The 16,266-nt window shown below is 61.3% G+C and carries 18 protein-coding genes; 8 read left to right on the plus strand and 10 right to left on the minus strand.

All coding sequences use genetic code 11. The annotated features are described in order from the left end of the window. Nucleotide 1: 1 nt before the first annotated feature. From L6418_RS04665 to rpsT, 9 genes are all read right to left on the minus strand, one after another. Nucleotides 2-787 (minus strand): phosphatase PAP2 family protein, encoded by a 786-nt coding sequence (locus tag L6418_RS04665; RefSeq protein ID WP_237248310.1) that lies wholly within the window; start codon nucleotides 785-787, stop codon nucleotides 2-4. Beyond that, nucleotides 784-1,272 (minus strand): YajQ family cyclic di-GMP-binding protein, encoded by a 489-nt coding sequence (locus tag L6418_RS04670; protein ID WP_237248311.1) that lies wholly within the window; start codon nucleotides 1,270-1,272, stop codon nucleotides 784-786. Before L6418_RS04670 ends, L6418_RS04665 begins: the two co-directional genes overlap by 4 nt. Nucleotides 1,273-1,444: 172 nt before the next feature. Beyond that, on the minus strand, nucleotides 1,445-1,759 hold the full coding sequence (locus L6418_RS04675; RefSeq protein WP_237248312.1) for a pyrimidine/purine nucleoside phosphorylase: 315 nt from the start codon (nucleotides 1,757-1,759) through the stop codon (nucleotides 1,445-1,447). Between the two features lie 21 nt (nucleotides 1,760-1,780). Beyond that, the gene (locus L6418_RS04680; RefSeq protein ID WP_237248313.1) at nucleotides 1,781-2,269 is read right to left on the minus strand and encodes a macro domain-containing protein; all 489 of its coding nucleotides are present in this window, start codon (nucleotides 2,267-2,269) and stop codon (nucleotides 1,781-1,783) included. 22 nt (nucleotides 2,270-2,291) lie between these two features. Continuing rightward, complete coding sequence (locus L6418_RS04685) at nucleotides 2,292-3,518, minus strand: argininosuccinate synthase (RefSeq protein WP_237248314.1); 1,227 nt, start codon at nucleotides 3,516-3,518, stop codon at nucleotides 2,292-2,294. Nucleotides 3,519-3,532: 14 nt separating this feature from the next. Next, entirely contained in the window at nucleotides 3,533-3,874 is a 342-nt protein-coding gene (locus L6418_RS04690; protein WP_237248315.1) for a hypothetical protein, read from the minus strand. Further along, nucleotides 3,871-4,800: an ornithine carbamoyltransferase gene (gene argF, locus L6418_RS04695; RefSeq protein WP_237248316.1), complete on the minus strand. Its 930-nt coding sequence runs from the start codon at nucleotides 4,798-4,800 to the stop codon at nucleotides 3,871-3,873. The genes L6418_RS04690 and argF overlap by 4 nt, the downstream gene beginning before the upstream one ends. Nucleotides 4,801-4,802: 2 nt before the next feature. Continuing rightward, entirely contained in the window at nucleotides 4,803-5,978 is a 1,176-nt protein-coding gene (locus L6418_RS04700) for an aspartate aminotransferase family protein (protein ID WP_237248317.1), read from the minus strand. 104 nt (nucleotides 5,979-6,082) lie between these two features. Continuing rightward, nucleotides 6,083-6,346 (minus strand): 30S ribosomal protein S20, encoded by a 264-nt coding sequence (rpsT, locus tag L6418_RS04705; RefSeq protein WP_237248318.1) that lies wholly within the window; start codon nucleotides 6,344-6,346, stop codon nucleotides 6,083-6,085. 291 nt (nucleotides 6,347-6,637) lie between these two features. On the opposite strand from rpsT, the gene L6418_RS04710 reads away from it, so the two are divergent. The 4 genes from L6418_RS04710 (at nucleotide 6,638) to L6418_RS04725 (ending at nucleotide 10,434) form a co-directional block, all read left to right on the plus strand. Continuing rightward, nucleotides 6,638-6,988 (plus strand): DUF3579 domain-containing protein, encoded by a 351-nt coding sequence (locus L6418_RS04710; RefSeq protein WP_237248319.1) that lies wholly within the window; start codon nucleotides 6,638-6,640, stop codon nucleotides 6,986-6,988. A gap of 81 nt (nucleotides 6,989-7,069) precedes the next feature. Beyond that, the gene (locus L6418_RS04715; protein ID WP_237248320.1) at nucleotides 7,070-7,441 is read left to right on the plus strand and encodes a DUF3579 domain-containing protein; all 372 of its coding nucleotides are present in this window, start codon (nucleotides 7,070-7,072) and stop codon (nucleotides 7,439-7,441) included. Nucleotides 7,442-7,479: 38 nt separating this feature from the next. Next, nucleotides 7,480-9,024 (plus strand): murein biosynthesis integral membrane protein MurJ, encoded by a 1,545-nt coding sequence (gene murJ / locus L6418_RS04720; protein WP_237248321.1) that lies wholly within the window; start codon nucleotides 7,480-7,482, stop codon nucleotides 9,022-9,024. Nucleotides 9,025-9,153: 129 nt separating this feature from the next. Further along, on the plus strand, nucleotides 9,154-10,434 hold the full coding sequence (locus tag L6418_RS04725) for a sensor domain-containing diguanylate cyclase (RefSeq protein ID WP_237248322.1): 1,281 nt from the start codon (nucleotides 9,154-9,156) through the stop codon (nucleotides 10,432-10,434). Nucleotides 10,435-10,569: 135 nt separating this feature from the next. Here L6418_RS04725 and cysB read toward each other — a convergent pair whose 3' ends face one another. After that, nucleotides 10,570-11,496 (minus strand): HTH-type transcriptional regulator CysB, encoded by a 927-nt coding sequence (gene cysB, locus L6418_RS04730; protein ID WP_237248323.1) that lies wholly within the window; start codon nucleotides 11,494-11,496, stop codon nucleotides 10,570-10,572. Nucleotides 11,497-11,606: 110 nt separating this feature from the next. Between cysB and L6418_RS04735 the strand changes: the two genes are divergently transcribed. Genes L6418_RS04735 through cysD form a run of 4 tightly spaced genes read left to right on the plus strand, consistent with a single transcriptional unit; the run spans nucleotide 11,607 to nucleotide 16,167 of the window. Further along, nucleotides 11,607-12,389, plus strand: a complete 783-nt coding sequence (locus L6418_RS04735) for a sulfite exporter TauE/SafE family protein (protein ID WP_237248324.1) — start codon at nucleotides 11,607-11,609, stop codon at nucleotides 12,387-12,389. An 11-nt stretch (nucleotides 12,390-12,400) separates the two neighbouring features. Beyond that, nucleotides 12,401-14,431: a nitrite/sulfite reductase gene (locus L6418_RS04740; protein ID WP_237248325.1), complete on the plus strand. Its 2,031-nt coding sequence runs from the start codon at nucleotides 12,401-12,403 to the stop codon at nucleotides 14,429-14,431. Then, nucleotides 14,428-15,219 carry a phosphoadenylyl-sulfate reductase gene (locus tag L6418_RS04745; protein WP_237248326.1) on the plus strand — a complete coding sequence of 264 codons (792 nt, stop codon included), beginning with the start codon at nucleotides 14,428-14,430 and terminating at the stop codon, nucleotides 15,217-15,219. Before L6418_RS04740 ends, L6418_RS04745 begins: the two co-directional genes overlap by 4 nt. A 21-nt stretch (nucleotides 15,220-15,240) precedes the next feature. Then, nucleotides 15,241-16,167 carry a sulfate adenylyltransferase subunit CysD gene (cysD, locus tag L6418_RS04750; protein ID WP_237248327.1) on the plus strand — a complete coding sequence of 309 codons (927 nt, stop codon included), beginning with the start codon at nucleotides 15,241-15,243 and terminating at the stop codon, nucleotides 16,165-16,167. The last annotated feature ends 99 nt before the right edge of the window (nucleotides 16,168-16,266 follow it).

Below are 16,266 nucleotides of genomic sequence, written 5' to 3' on the forward strand. Positions count from 1 at the left end.
GTCAGAAACTCCCTGCTATGCGTACGCCAATTAGACCCGGTGCAAGCTCGGGAAGCAAGACTACCTTTTTGGAACGTAACGCGGCATTGTGCGCGACGACGCTCTTGCCGACCAGCGTGCCGATCATCGCGCCAGCCACGATATCGGAAGCGAAATGCGCCTGATGATAGCTGCGGGCGAGGCCGACCAGGCCGGCAAAGGAATAGGAGGCGCAGGTCACCCAGGTTTCGTCGTAATGGTTGGCGATGACTGCGGCCAGCGCGAAGGCCTCGGTGGTATGGCCGGAAGGGAAGGAGGAGTTGGCATCGCTGAACGGCCTGAAGTTGTAAATCGCCTCGCCGGCGCGGGGGCGGCTGCGGCCGGCGACCAGCTTGATGGTGGGGGTGACGATGCCGCTGGCGATGAGGCTGGCGGCAAGCCCGTCCTGGGCCACCTGCAGGGAGGTCTGGTTGTCGGCCAGCGCCCCTGCGACATAGAAACCGCCGACGACGCCGGCCGCATATTGCGAGCCGAAACGTTCCACTTGCGTGATGAAGCTGTCGTTGCCCGAATGGCGTCTCATCTCGTCGCGCAGCGGGCGGTCGACGATCAAGGCGGTGCCGGCCACGGCCAGCGATGCCCAGCCGGCTGTACGCCAATCCGTTTCGTCCCAGCGCGCCGGAGCGGTGACGACATGCTTGACGTCGTCCAGGACGATTTCGGGATAGGAAAGCTCATCGGCACCGGCTTTGTGCATCGCGCACAAGGCCGGCAGCGCGGCAAGCAATAAGCGGAAGACTCGCTTCAATCGCGGAAATTCTGGTACTGCAAAGGGAAATCGGTGATCGATTTCTTGATGAAGGCGATGGCGGCTTGCAGGTCGTCGCGGTTCTTGCCGGTGACGCGCACGGTATCGCCCTGGATGCTGGCTTGGACCTTCATCTTGCTGTCCTTGATCAGCTTGACGATCTTCTTCGCCAGCTCGATCTCCACGCCGACCTTCACCGTGCAATTGCGCTTGACCTTGTTGCCGCTGATCTTTTCGATCTTGTCGCTGATGTCGAGGCACTTGATGTCGACACCGCGCTTGGTCAGCTTGCCGTTGAGGATGTCCTGCACCTGGTTCAGCTGGAATTCGTTGTCGGCGAACACGGTGAGCACCAGTTCGGCCTGCTCGATGCGGGCGTCTGAACCTTTGAAGTCGAAGCGCGTGCTGACTTCCTTGTTGGTCTGTTCGACCGCGTTCTTGACTTCGGTCTTTTCTACTTCGGAAACGATGTCGAAGGATGGCATGGTCTCTCCCTATTTGAGTTGATTCTATTCTACAAACTGGTCAGAAGCGTTGCGAGCAAACCAAGAATAACGGTGAGTGACAACGCAGTTGCGGCGAAGACTTACCTTTAGGTTGCTCGAAGCCAGCTTGCCACGCTGCAATCGGGTTGCGCGGCAGCTTAGGGCCAGCTGGTCAGCCAAAGTGGCAAATGTAGTGGTATGGCTCGCCTGTTACTTCGATGTCGAAGCTGGAATTGCCGGGAACGGAAAAAGATTGGCCGGGCTGGCTGGTCTTCCAGTCTTCCCCCTTGATCTTGTAGCGGCAGGAGCCGGCCACGGTTTCCATGATCTCCGGCACGCCGGTGTTGAAGGTGAGTGTCGCCGGCAGCACGACGCCGACCGACTTTTTGACGCCATCGGCGAATTGCACGGTGTGCGACACGCACTTGCCGTCGAAGTAGACATTGGCCTTGGTGATCACTGAAACGTTATCGATTTTGTCTGACATGCTGGGGTTTCCTATAGAACGTTACTTGGGTTCGCTGGCTTTGACGCCTTTTTGGTAAGTCGTATAAACGTAGACCGGGAGATCCAGATCGCCGAGGTGTTTCTCGATCAGGGGCAGCACATCGCCCCAGTCCAGTCCGTTGATGCCGCAGGAGAGGCGCGGCATGGCGATGCTGGCCACTTTCTCCTTCTGCACAAAGCTGCGCAATGCGTGCAGGCTGCGGTTGATGTGATGCAACGAGGCATGCCCTGGCTTGCTGCCGTGTTCGTAAGCGGCATCCTGGGTAAACAGGTTGATCAGATAACGCCCGTCGGCACTCATCCAGGCCCACAGTTCGCCGGATTTCGGGTGGCTGGTCTGGCAGTGATGACGGAAGTCCTTGTACATCGCCGGCATGCGCTCGCGCAGCTGCAGCGCGAGGCCGTGCATGAAATCGTCGTTGGGTGCGACGCCTTGCACGATGGCCTTGGCGCCGCTCAACAGGATGTCACCGCTCAGATCGTGAAGCATGATGCCTCCCAGTCGCGTGGCCTTACTTCCGGTTCTTCAGGTTTGCCGCGATGCGCATGCGCAGCGCGTTCAGCTTGATGAAACCGCCCGCATCCTTCTGGTCGTATGCGCCCTTGTCGTCCTCGAAGGTGGCGATGGTCGGATCGAACAGCGAATCGGTCTTGGAGTCGCGGCCGACGACGATCACGTTGCCCTTGTACAGTTTGACGCGCACCCAGCCGTTGACGCAGGTTTGGGTATGGTCGATCAGCACCTGCAGCGCCTTGCGCTCCGGGCTCCACCAGTAGCCGTTGTAGATCATGCTGGCGTAGCGCGGCATCAGGTCGTCCTTCAGGTGCGCCACTTCGCGATCCAGCGTGATGGATTCGATGGCGCGGTGCGCCTTCAGCATGATGGTGCCGCCGGGGGTCTCGTAGCAGCCGCGCGACTTCATGCCGACGTAGCGGTTCTCCACCAGATCGAGGCGGCCGATGCCGTGCTTGCCGCCCAGTTCGTTCAGTTTGGTCAGTATCTGGGCGGGGGACATGGCGGTTCCGTTCAATGCCACGATATCGCCGTTCCTGAATTCGAGGTCGAGGTATTCGGCGGCATCGGGTGCCTTTTCCGGCGATACGGTCCAGCGCCACATGCTCTCTTCGGCTTCGGCAGAGGGATCCTCAAGGTGACGGCCTTCATACGAGATGTGCAGCAGGTTGGCGTCCATGGAGTAGGGGGAGCCGCCTTGCCGGTGCTTCATCTCGATCGGGATGCCGTGCTTTTCGGCGTAGGCCAGCAGTTTCTCGCGGGAAAGCAGGTCCCATTCGCGCCAGGGGGCGATGATCCTGATGCCCGGCTTGAGCGCATAGGCACCGAGTTCGAAGCGCACCTGGTCGTTACCCTTGCCGGTCGCCCCGTGCGAGATGGCCTGCGCACCGGTCTGGTTGACGATGTCGATCAGGCGCTTGGCGATCAGCGGACGTGCGATCGAGGTGCCGAGCAGGTACTCGCCTTCGTAAACCGTGTTGGCGCGGAACATCGGGAACACGAAATCGCGCACGAACTCCTCGCGCAGGTCGTCGATGAAGATGTTCTCCGGCTTGATGCCGAACTTCAGCGCTTTCTGGCGCGCCGGTTCCAGTTCTTCGCCCTGGCCGAGATCGGCGGTGAAGGTCACGACTTCGCATTGGTAGGTGTCTTGCAGCCACTTCAGGATGACCGAGGTGTCGAGTCCGCCGGAGTAGGCGAGGACGGCTTTTTTGATGTCTGACATATTTATCAACCGGGTTAATCAATCATGAGTTCAAAAGAAACGACAAATCCAATGATGACCATGAGCGCGATGGCCACAAGGAAAATGATATCGGCGCTTTGCTCCAGTTTCTCCGCACCGTCCGGATGACGGATGGAAAAATAGGACAGCATGGCGCTGGCCAGGAAGAGCAGGCTGTCGAAGGCCAGCAGTTCATCGACATGCTTGCTGATGCTGTGTTTCGGGATGAGCTGGGACACGCTGATGACCGTCATGCAGACCCCGATCATGGTGGCCGACGACGGCAAGATGTGGTCGGCCAGCCGGCTTTTCTGGTTGTGGATAGGAGAAGATTGTTTTGTTGAGCGATCGCTCATGCCGATATTTTTCCCAGCAGCAGGTACTCCATCAAGGCCTTCTGCACATGCAGGCGGTTCTCGGCCTCGTCCCACACGACGGACTGCGTGCCGTCGATGACCTCTGCCGAGACTTCCTCGCCGCGGTGCGCGGGCAGGCAGTGCATGAAAATCGCGTCCCTGGCTGCGACACGCATCATGTCGCCATCCACCTGCCAGTCGGCGAAGTCCTTCATGCGCTCTTCGTTTTCGGCTTCGAAACCCATCGAGGTCCATACGTCGGTGGTGACCAGGTCTGCGCCGCGAGCCGCTTCCATCGGATCGGTGAACTCCTCGTAATGGTCCTCGCCGAACAGGCCGGCGCGCTCCGGCTCCACCTCGTACCCCGGTGGCGTGGACACATGCACGTTGAAATCCAGTATCTCGGCCGCCTGCAGCCAGGTGTTGCACATGTTGTTGGAGTCGCCGATCCACGCCACGGTCTTGCCCTTGATGCTGCCGCGATGTTCGACGTAAGTGTAGATGTCCGCCAGCACCTGGCAGGGGTGGTATTCGTTGGTCAGGCCGTTGATGACCGGCACGCGCGAGTGAGCGGCAAAGCGCTCGATGATGCTTTGTTCGAACGTGCGGATCATCACGATGTCGCTCATGCGCGAAATGACCTGTCCGGCGTCTTCCACCGGTTCGCCGCGGCCCAGTTGCGAATCGCGGGTGTTCAGGTAGATAGCCGAACCGCCGAGCTGTTGCATGCCTGCCTCGAACGAGAGGCGGGTGCGCGTACTGGCTTTTTCGAAGATCATCACCAGCGTGCGGTCGGTCAGCGGCCAGTATTTCTCGTAGCGCTTGAAACGCTCCTTGATGATGCGGGTGCGCTCGAACAGGTATTCCAGTTCGTCGCGGCTCAGGTCCTTGAATTGCAGGAAATGCTTGATCGGTTTGCCGCTCATGTTCACTCCTGCGCCAAGAAGTCCACTACCAGCGGGCACAATATATCCAGCAACTGTTGCGCTTCGGTTTCAGAGAAGATGAGCGACGGCAGCAAGCGGATCACGTTGTCCGCGGTGACGTTGACCAGCAGGCCATTCTCCCGCGCCTTGCCGACGATCTCGCCGCACGGCTTGTCGAGCTCTATGCCCAACATCAGTCCCTGGCCGCGCACGGCGACGACGCCTTTCACGCCGCCCAACTTGGTCTGGAATTGCTGCTTGAGCCAGGTACCCAGCTTGGCGGCGTGGGCCAGCAACTGGTCCTGTTCCATGATGTCCAGTGTGACCAGCGCGGCGGTCGAGGCCAGCGGATTGCCGCCGAAAGTCGAACCGTGATTGCCCGGCTTGAATGTGCCGGTTGCCCTGCCGGCTGCCAGACAGGCGCCCACGGGGACGCCTGAACCCAGGCCTTTGGCCAGGGTCATCACGTCCGGCATGATGCTGGTGTGCTGGAAGGCGAACCACTTGCCGGTCCGGCCCAGGCCGCACTGCACTTCGTCCAGCATCAGCAGCCATTCGTGCTCGTCGCAGATCTTGCGCAAACCCTGCAGATAGCTGATGTCGGGGGTGCGGATGCCGCCTTCGCCCTGGATCGGCTCGACCAGCACGGCGACGATATTGGGTGTGTGTGCCGCGACCTGCCGGATGGCATCAAGGTCGTCGTAGGGGACGCGCACGAAGCCTTTGACCAGCGGCTCGAAGCCGGCCTGCACCTTGCGGTTGCCGGTGGCGGAAAGGGTGGCCAGGGTACGGCCGTGGAAGGCTTTCTCCATCACGATGATGGTGGGGGTGTCGATGCCGCGCTGGTTGCCGTACAGCCGGGCCAGCTTGATGGCAGCCTCGTTCGCCTCGCAGCCGGAGTTGCACAGGAACACCTCCTGCATGCCGGAGAGTTCGCACAGTTTGTCGGCGACCAGTTCCTGTTCGCGGACCTGATAGAGGTTGGAGGTATGGATCAGCCTGCCGATCTGCGCGCTGAGCGCGGCAGTGAGGCGCGGATGGGCGTGTCCCAGGGTGTTGACTGCGATGCCCGAGAGGGCGTCCAGATAGCGCTTGCCGTTAACGTCCCATAGCCATACGCCTTCCCCGTGGGTGAAGGTGACGGGTTGCCGAGCATAGGTGTTCATCAAATGTGACATGGCAAGCTTTCCGGTCTTGTTGTTTCTCTGATGGGTGCAACTATAAACAAAAAAGGCCGACAGTTTCGTCGGCCTTCTGTCGCAGACTTACCGTCTGCAATAAATCAGGCCATCGCCTTGATTGCGGCGGACAATCGGCTCTTGTGGCGGGCAGCCTTGTTCTTGTGCACGATCTTCTTGTCAGCGATGGAGTCCACCACGCTGGTCGATGCCTGGAATACGGCCTGTGCAGCGGCCTTGTCGCCAGCTTCGATCGCCTTGGTGACCTTCTTGATCGCGGTACGCAGTTCGGAACGCAGGCTGGCGTTATGCTGGCTCTGCTTGACTGCTTGTCTTGCACGTTTTCTGGCTTGTGCGCTATTTGCCATGACACTGCTCCTTGAGAATTCGGCTTTTCAGAAAGGGGCGCATTCTAGAGGCTGAATCGCAGTTTGGCAAACGCTTTTTTCCGGGGAGGTTCCGGCCGCCGGGGATAACTTTAAAATATGTATACGGACAGGTCGCGGGCGGCGGGCGGCTTCCGGTCCGCCGGGATTGCCATGCGCATGCGGCACAGCTTGGCTCGTATGCGCGGCCCGGCTGGGGCCGGGATGGTATGATGGCGGCGCAAGTGATGGATGTCGTTGTTCGTTTGAACGGGATGATGTCGGGAGACGGGAATGCTGCCAGGTGCCGCCGAATTCGTGGTTTACGGGAAAACTGTTGATGGCCAGGTATTCCAGCAGCCGCAATGGGCCGAACAGTTGTGCGGCAAGCTTGGGGCTGCCGATGCGAACGGGCAATCCCGGTATTCTTCCCATCTGCGGCCGGTGCAGATCGACGGGGTGCCTGCATTGGTGGTGCGCCTCTCCTTGCAACTGGTCGACGAGCCGGCGTTCGAGATGATCAAGCGCTTCGTCGCCGAGCACCGGCTGCAAGTCCGCGCCGGACGCGGAAGCCGCGATGCCGAGGCCATGGAGGCATACCTGGCGGCCGGGCAGGAGCGCCGCTCGCCGGATAACGGCTGGTAACCCGACGCCCGGGGCTGCTATCCGGGCACCGGGGCGATGTTACAATCGGTTCCAGTGACCAAAGATTTGCGGGAATCCAAATTGCTAGACAAAAAAGACCGATCTCCTGACCTCGCCGAATTCGTCATCCAGGGCATCACAAAAGACGGGACGAGCTTTCGCCCATCCAACTGGGGCGAGCGCCTCAGCGACATGCTGTCGACCACCGGGCATGACGGGCGGATACTGTATTCTTCTTATCTGCGGCCGATGGTGATCCAGGGCATACCTTCGGTGGTCGTACGTTTTTCCCTGGAAACGGCCGACCCCCATGCGTTCGAACTGGTCAGGCAGTTTGTGGTGACCAACCAACTGACCGTCCGCGCCGGACGCCGCCGGGCGGATGCCGGTGCGACAGGCATGTTCCCGACACTCAGCATGGAACGCCGTTCGCCGAAAAACAATGGCTGGTAACTTCGTCCCTGCCCGGTTTCGTCCGCCCCTGAATATCCATGAACCTGCTTAAGGCCCTTGCTGCGGTCAGCAGCCTGACCCTGGTGTCGCGTATTCTGGCGTTCGTGCGCGATGTGCTGATCGCCCGCATCTTCGGGGCAGGCATGGCGACCGACGCATTCTTCGTCGCCTTCAAGCTGCCCAACCTGCTGCGCCGCATGTTCGCCGAAGGCGCGTTCTCGCAGGCTTTCGTGCCGATCTTCGGCGAATACAAGAACCGCAAGGGGCACGACGAAACCAAGCTGCTGGTGGATCATGTGGTGACGCTGCTGGCGATCATCCTTTTCCTCGTCACCCTGATCGGCATCGTTGCCGCGCCCATCCTTGTCTATATCAGCGCGCCGGGCTTTGTGAAGGAGCCGGACAAGTTCGCGCTCACCGTGCAACTGCTGCGCATCACCTCGCCATATATCTTCTTCATTTCGCTGGTGGCGGTGGCGGCGGGCATTCTCAATACCTACAACAAGTTCTGGGTGCCGGCTTTCGCGCCCATCCTGCTCAACCTGTGTTTCATCGGTGCGGCGTTGTGGCTGGCCCCGTACTGCGATCCGCCCATCCTGGCGATGGGCTGGGCGGTGTTCATCGGTGGCGTGGTACAGCTCGCTTTCCAGATCCCGTTCCTGAAAAAGATCGGCATGCTGCCGACATGGAGTCTGAACCTGAAAGACTCCGGCGTCTGGCGCATCATCAGGCAGATGGGGCCGGCACTGTTCGGCGTCTCCATCTCCCAGATCAGCCTCATCATCAACACCATCTTCGCCTCGTTCCTGGTGGCGGGCAGCGTCTCCTGGCTGTATTACGCCGACCGCCTGATGGAATTCCCGTCCGGCCTGCTGGGTGCCGCGCTCGGCACCATCCTGTTGCCCTCGCTTTCCAAGCACCATGCCGATAACAGCACGGAGGAATACTCCAGGTTGCTGGACTGGGGCCTGCGCCTGGTCTGCATGCTCACGCTACCGGCGGCGCTGGCGCTGGGCATGATCGCCGTTCCCTTGCTGGCGACTTTCTTCCAGCATGGCGCCTTCGCCGCCGCCGACGTGCTGATGACGCGCAATGCGCTGGCCGGCTATAGCGTCGGCCTCATCGGCCTGATCGCGGTGAAGGTGCTGGCGCCCGGCTTCTATGCACGGCAGGACATCAGGACGCCGGTCAAGATCGGCATCGCCACCTTGCTGGCCACGCAACTGATGAACCTGCTGTTCGTGTTCGGCATGCACTTGCACCATGCCGGGCTGGCGCTGGCCATCGGCCTCGGTGCCTGTTTCAATTCGGCCATCCTGTTCTATTTCCTGCGCAAGCGCGGCATTTACCGGCCCGAGCCGGGCTGGGGCAAGTTCTTCCTCAAGCTGTGCGTCGCCCTGCTGGCACTGGCGCTGACGCTGTGGTTCGGCATGGGCAGCGAGCAGCACTGGCTTGCCACGCACGGCTGGACGCGCATCATCCACCTGACCTGGCTGGTGGCGCTGGGGATGGCGGTGTACTTCGCCGTACTGTTCGCGCTCGGCTTCCGTCTCAAGGATTTTGCCAAACGCGGAGCCAGTTGATCGGCCTGGAGCCGGTAGCGCAGCCGCCGAAGTCGTCATCAAGCAAGCGTGCCGGGGCTGAGGGGAGCAGGTGTCGGCCATGTATGCAAGAATCGCAGTCAGTCATGGTCCAGCTGGTGAGGGGGGAGGATGGACGCACAAGGTATCAAGGGTTATCCGGTCCTGATCATCGGGGCCGGGCGTGGAGGTAGCGCACTGCTCGAGATGTTCATGGAGGATGGCCTGGTCAGTGTCGTGGCCATGGCGGACATGAATTCGGATGCACCCGGCCTCCAGTTGGCGAGGGCGCACGGGATCCCGACCTACACCGATGCAATCCGGGCGCTGCAAGCCTGCAAGGGCTATCCTGATTGCATTGTGTACAACCTGTCGCACGACGATACGATCGCCGAGGAGGCATTCCGGGTTTTCGGCGACCGGCGGGTGGCAAGCGGTCTCGAAGTCAAACTGTTCTGGCAGATGGTGACGAACCTGAAGCAAACCAAGGGAGACCTTGAAAAGAGCCAGAACCAGCTGCAGTCCATCATCAGCAACGTGATGGACGGCATCATCACGATCAACGAGTCGGGCGAGATACAGGGGTTCAACCCGGCAGCCGAGGATATCTTCGGCTATGCGCAGCAGGAAGCCTTGGGCAGGAATGTACGGATATTGGTGCCCGAGCCGCAACGCAGTGCGCATGATGCGTATATCGGCCGTTATCTGCAGAGCGGCGAGTCACGCATACTCGGCGTGCGCGGACGCGAACTGGTCGCTGTGCGCAAGAATGGCGAGGAGTTCCCCATGGAGATTTCCATATCGGAAATGGTGCTTGGCGGACATCGCTATTTCATTGGTATCGTGCGGGATATCACCGAGCGCAAGCGGGCGGAGGAGAAGATCGCCCATCTGGCGCACTACGACTATCTGACCGATCTGCCAAACCGCGCATTGTTCCTGGACATCCTCGATCATTCGGTGGCGCTGGCGAAGCGCAACAAGAACAAGGCGGCCGTCCTGTTCCTCGATCTGGACGGTTTCAAGCAGGTCAACGACACCCTGGGGCACGATGCAGGCGACCAGTTGTTGAAGGGGGTCGCCAGAAGGCTCAAGGAAACCATCAGGGGTTCGGATACGGTGGCCCGGGTCGGCGGCGACGAATTCCTTCTTGTGCTGGATAACATCGGAACGAATGAGAATGCGGCGCAGGTGGCGGGAAAGATCATCGGAGCCCTGGCGGAGCCGTTCGAACTGGCCGGAGAGGCATGCCGCATTGGCGGCAGTATCGGCATCTCCATGTATCCGGACGACTCAAGGGAGACCTTGAGGCTCATCAAGCAGGCGGATGAGGCCATGTACTTGGCCAAGCAGAGCGGCAAGTGCACTTGCCGGTTCTACCGCGACGTGGCGAGGCAACGCCAGGGCGCTTGAATATCCGTGGGCGGGACCCCGTTGGCTGGCGCAGGCCGACCGGGATATCCCGTCCGCATGCCTGCCCGGCTTGCGGCATCCCATGCGGGATGACGCGCCATACATCCCCTGGATGGGGGCATCCGGGCATCTTGCCTAGGCGGTCAGGTGCAGCGCTTGCGACACCACATCGCGCGTCAGGTGGGGGGCGAACAGCTCGATGAAATGATAGCCGAAGCCGCGCAGGTACTGGTTCTTGCGGACGGCGATGCGCGTGGTGCTGGGCTGGAACAGGTGGCCGGCATCGATCATGCGCAGCTGGCGGTCGCGTTCCGGGATAAAGGCCATCTGTGCCACGATGCCGATGCCCAGTCCCAGTTCCACGTAGGTCTTTATCACATCCGCATCGATGGCGGTCAGCGCGATGTTGGGCTCGATGCCGGCTTCGCGGAACGCCTGGTTGATCTTGTTGCGCCCAGTGAACGCGAAGTCGTAAGTGATGATGGGGTGTTGCGCCAGCTTTTTTAGCGTCAGTTTCTTTTCCAGCAGCAGCGGATGTTTGGGTGGTACGACCACGCAGTGATGCCATTCGTAGCAGGGCAGCGTCACCAGTTCGTCGTACAGCGCAAGGCTTTCGGTGGCGATGCCGATATCCACCTCGCCGCTCAACACCTGCTCGGCGATCTGCGTCGGGCTGCCCTGGTGCAGGCCGAGCTTTACCCCCGGATAGTGCCGGGTGAATTCCTTGACCACGCGCGGCAGCGCATAACGCGCCTGCGTGTGGGTGGTGGCGACGGTGAGTGAGCCGCTGTCCTGGGTGTGGAATTCCTGTCCGACCTGTTTCAGGTTCTCCGTTTCGTGCAGCATGCGCCGGGCGATCTCCAGTACCGCCTTGCCGGGTTCGGTGATGGCGACGATACGCTTGCCGTTGCGCACGAAGATATCGATGCCCAATTCCTCTTCCAGCAGCCTGATCTGCTTGCTCACTCCCGGTTGCGAGGTGTAGAGCGCATTGGCTGCGTCCGAGATGTTCAGACCGCAACGCACGATTTCGTTCAGGTAGCGCAACTGTTGCAGGTTCATGGTGTCGTTCCTTATATATCGATGGGTTATAAGATATTAACATAAAAGTATTTAGGTATATAAAGAGCCGGACCTAGAATGCGTCCCGTGGCAGTGATCGAGGTGCGCAAATGGATGGTCTATACACAGTCTCCGGCTTTCTGGTCGGGTTGGTCGTCGGAGTGACCGGCGTCGGCGGCGGGTCGTTGATGACCCCGCTGCTGGTGCTGTTCTTCGGCATCGCGCCTGCGACGGCGGTCGGTACTGACCTGCTGTATGCCTCGCTGACCAAGGCGCTGGGAGGCTGGGTGCATGGCCGCAACGGCACGGTCGACTGGAAAGTGGTGGGGCTGTTGAGTCTGGGCAGCCTGCCGGCCGCATTGCTCACCATCATCGGGCTGAAACTGCTGGCGCTGGATGAGGGGGCGCTGCGCGGTCTGGTGACCGGTGTGCTGAGCGTTGCGCTGCTGCTGACCGCCGCCGCGCTGCTGTTGAAAGACAGGATCAGGCGGATCGCCCGGCGCAACGACGGCGCGGTATACGAACTGCACCACCGGCATCTGCCTGCAGCAACCGTGGCCACCGGCTTCGTCGTCGGGGGCTTGGTGACGGTCTCCTCCATCGGTGCGGGCGTGCTGGGTACGGTGGCGCTGCTGTTCCTGTATCCGCGCATGGCGGCGGCCAAAGTGGTGGGGACGGATATCGCCCATGCCGTACCGCTCACCGCAATAGCGGGTCTTGGACACATGGCGCTGGGGACGGTGGATTTCGTACTGCTGGGCAGTCTGTTGCTGGGTTCCCTGCCGGGCATCTACATCGGCAGCCACTTGAGCGCAAAAGTGCCGGAGAAGTTATTGCGACCGATCCTGGCGACGATGCTGTTGCTCATCGGTACCCGGCTGGTTTTGAATTGAAAGGAACGAGAATGAGCTTGAATACACGCAATCTGTCCGACCTGGAAGAGATCGACCGCTTCGAAGAGGCAATCACCATCTTCAATGCCGGCGGCATCGACCCCGACCGCTTCACGGCGATACGTCTGCAGCAGGGTGTATACGGGCAGCGCCAGCAGGGGGTGAACATGCTGCGTATCAAGGTGCCGGGCGGACGGCTGAACGCGGAGCAACTGGAAGTGCTGGCCGATATCGCCGAGGAGTTCTCGCAGCACCAGATCGCGCATGTGACCACGCGCCAGAGCATCCAGATCCATTATGTCCCCCTGATCAAGATGCCGTCGGCGATGCGTCGCCTGGCCAGTGCCGGCATGACCTCGCGCGAGGCATGCGGCAACACCATCCGCAACATGACGGCCTGCCCGCTGGCCGGCGTGTGCCCGAAAGAGCATGTGGATGTGAGCAAGCATCTCGATGGCGCGACCGTGCATTTCCTGCGCAATCCGCTCAACCAGCAGCTGCCGCGCAAGTTCAAGATATCGTTTTCCGGCTGCGAAGCCGATTGCGCGCAATCGCTGCTGCACGATTGCGGCGTGATCGCGGTGCGCAAGGACGGCCAGCCCGGTTTCAGGATCAGGGCCGGCGGCGGACTCGGGCACAAGCCGCGCGAAGCCATCGTGGTCGAGGAGTTCATTCCCGAAAGCGAGTTGCTGTTCGCCATGGAAGCCTTGGTGTCGCTGCACAACAGGTATTCCGACCGCACCAAGCGGGCAAAATCGCGCATCAAGTTCCTGGTCGAGCGTTTCGGCACCGAGGGCTTCCTGGAGAAGTACCGCGAGGAGTTCGGACGCACCAGGCAGGCTTTGGCCGACCAGCCCTATCCGCAAGGAGAATGGCGCACGCCGAGCGGCCATGAGACGCCGGGACAAGGCGCGCCGCGCAAGCTTTTTGCGCAGCGCCAGGCCGGGTTGTTCGTGTTCCCCATCGCGTTGCCCATCGGTGACGTGAAGGCGGACCAGCTGCGCGGCCTGGCTGCCTTGCTGCAGGCGCAGGGGCTGAGCGAGATACACACTTCGCAGGACCAGAACTTCGCGGTGTTCAACGTGCCGCAGGAGAAGGTGGCGGCGCTGCGCAGCGGCATTGCGGCGCTTGGCCTGTCCGAGCCGAAGGTCGGCGACAACGTGGTGGCCTGCCCCGGCACCTCGACCTGCCGCCTGGGCATCACTTCCAGCACCGTGCTGGGCCCGCTGCTGTCCGGTGGCACGGCCGACCTGAACATCCGCGTGTCCGGCTGCCATAACGGTTGCGCGCAGCCCGAGACGGGCGACATCGGCATCTACGGCGAAGGCAAGCGCATGCACGGCAAACTGGTGCCGCATTACCAGATGTATTTCGCCGGCAAGGGTACTGCGGGCGGTGCGCTGGCGCTGAAGGGGCCGTCGCTGCCGGTGGCGCGCATCAAGCAGGCCATCGAGCGCGTACAGTCGGCACATCTGGCCAGCGGGGAAAGCAGTTTCTTCGTGTGGGCGCGCGCGCAGCAGCCGGATTACTTCAAGCAACTGCTGGCCGATCTGGCGGAAGTGAAGGCGGAAGAGCTGGACAGCGTGATGCGCGATTACGGCGACAAGGCCGATTTCCGCGTGCTGCAACTGGGCGGCGGCGAATGCGCTGGCGCATCGCAGGTGCTGATCGGGGCGAACTTTTTCGAAGCCGCGCACGAACGCGAGTACCGCAATGCGCTGGTATTCCAGCGCAAGTATGTCGAGGCGGCACAGTGCAACGAATCCATCCTGCGTTTGCTGGGATCGGGCGTGGCGCAGCTGCTGGGCGGTGCACGGCAGGACGATCTGGCGCAACTCTCGGCGCAGCTCAACCTGCTGGCGCCGGATGAGATCGCTGCCGAGTTCGCCCATGCCGCACTTGAGCTGGCCAACAGCGAGGAGATCGACAACGAGGCTCTCGCAGCGGCCAGTGCGAAAGTGGATGCATGGACGGTCAAGGTGGCGGCATTCGCCACCGAGAAGGATGGGCAACTGGACCTGAAGGAGGCATTGCCGAAATGAGTCACGACCTGGTACGGAAAATCGAGGCAAGCGTCGCAATACTGCATCAGGCTGCGGGCGAATTCGCGCCGGTAGCGTTCGCCAGCAGTCTGGGGGCGGAGGATATGGTGCTGACCGACCTGATCGCCAGGCATCGGCCGGATATCCAGGTATTCAGCCTGGACACCGGACGCCTGCCGCAAGAGACCTACGCGCTGATGCAGGAGGTGAGGTCGCGCTACAGCTTGCCGCTGACCGTCTATTTCCCGGATGGCAAGCTGGTCGAAGGCTATGTGGCTCATCACGGCATCAACGGTTTCTACGACAGCGTGGAAAAACGCAAGGGTTGCTGCTTCGTACGCAAGGTGGAGCCGTTGCGTCGTGCGCTGGCAGGCAAGAAAGCATGGATCACCGGCATGCGCCGCGATCAGGCGGTGACGCGCGGTACGCTGGAGGTCTCCGCTTTCGACGCGGACAACGGTTTGCAGAAATTCAACCCGTTGCTGGATTGGTCGCACAAGGACGTATGGGCGTATATCCGGCTGTACGACGTGCCGTACAACAAGCTGCACGACCAGTTCTACCCCAGCCTGGGCTGTGCACCCTGCACGCGCTCGGTCACGCCGGGCGAGGATATCCGGGCCGGACGGTGGTGGTGGGAGGATCCGGCAAACAAGGAGTGCGGCCTGCACGTGGGCCATGCGCGCAAGTCCGGACATGGGGCGAGCAGCGCCTCGTTGCAGGCGAGCCGCGAACGCATCATCGAGATCGCGTCGCAAGTCGGCGCGAAGCTGGAAGCCTCTGCGTGAATCGGCAGAACGGGAAAGATCATGAAACTGGTTGAAAACATCGTGGACAAACACACCTTCACTCATCTGGATGCGCTGGAGAGCGAGTCCATCCACATCATGCGCGAGGTTGCGGCCGAATGCCGGAATCCGGCACTGCTGTTCTCCGGCGGCAAGGATTCCATCGTCATGCTGAGGTTGGCGGAAAAGGCGTTCCGGCCGGCGAAATTCCCCTTCCCGCTGGTGCACATCGATACCGAGCACAATTTTCCCGAGGTGATCGCGTGCCGCGACAAGCTCGCGGCCGACCTGGGCGAGCGGCTCATCGTGCGTTCGCTGGAGGACTCGATCAGGCGCGGCTCCATCGTCATCACGGATCCCGACAAGCCGCGCAACCCGTTCCAGTCGGTGACACTGCTGGAGACCATCGCCGAGTTCGGCTTCGACGCCTGCATGGGCGGCGCGCGCCGCGACGAGGAAAAGGCGCGCGCCAAGGAACGCATCTTCTCGTTCCGCGACGAGTTCGGCCAGTGGGACCCGAAGAACCAGCGCCCCGAGTTGTGGGACACCTACAACGCCCGCGTGCATGCGGGCGAGAACATCCGCGTGTTCCCGATCAGCAACTGGACCGAGATGGACATCTGGCAATACATCGGGCGCGAGAAGCTGCATATTCCCAGCATCTACTATGCGCACGAACGCGAAGTGATCCGCCGCGGCGGAAATGTAATCCCGGTGTCGCACCTGGTGCAGCCGAAGCCGGGCGAGAAGGTGGAAGTGCTCTCGGTGCGCTTCCGCACCGTGGGCGACATGACCTGTACCGCACCGGTGGAGTCGAACGCACGCTCGGTAGAGGAGATCATCGAAGAGACGGCGGTCACGCGCATCACCGAACGCGGTGCGACACGCATGGACGACCAGACTTCGGACGCTTCGATGGAACTGCGCAAGAAGGAAGGGTACTTCTAAGCCGTCATTCCGGCGCAAGCCGGAATCCAGTTGGAAGGCAAACGCCCGCAACGCGGGACAAAAGCCAAATGCATGTTAAATACACCCGCTGGATTCCGG

Origin of the sequence: Sideroxyarcus emersonii (genome assembly GCF_021654335.1) — a bacterium.
Classification (GTDB): domain Bacteria; phylum Pseudomonadota; class Gammaproteobacteria; order Burkholderiales; family Gallionellaceae; genus Sideroxyarcus; species Sideroxyarcus emersonii.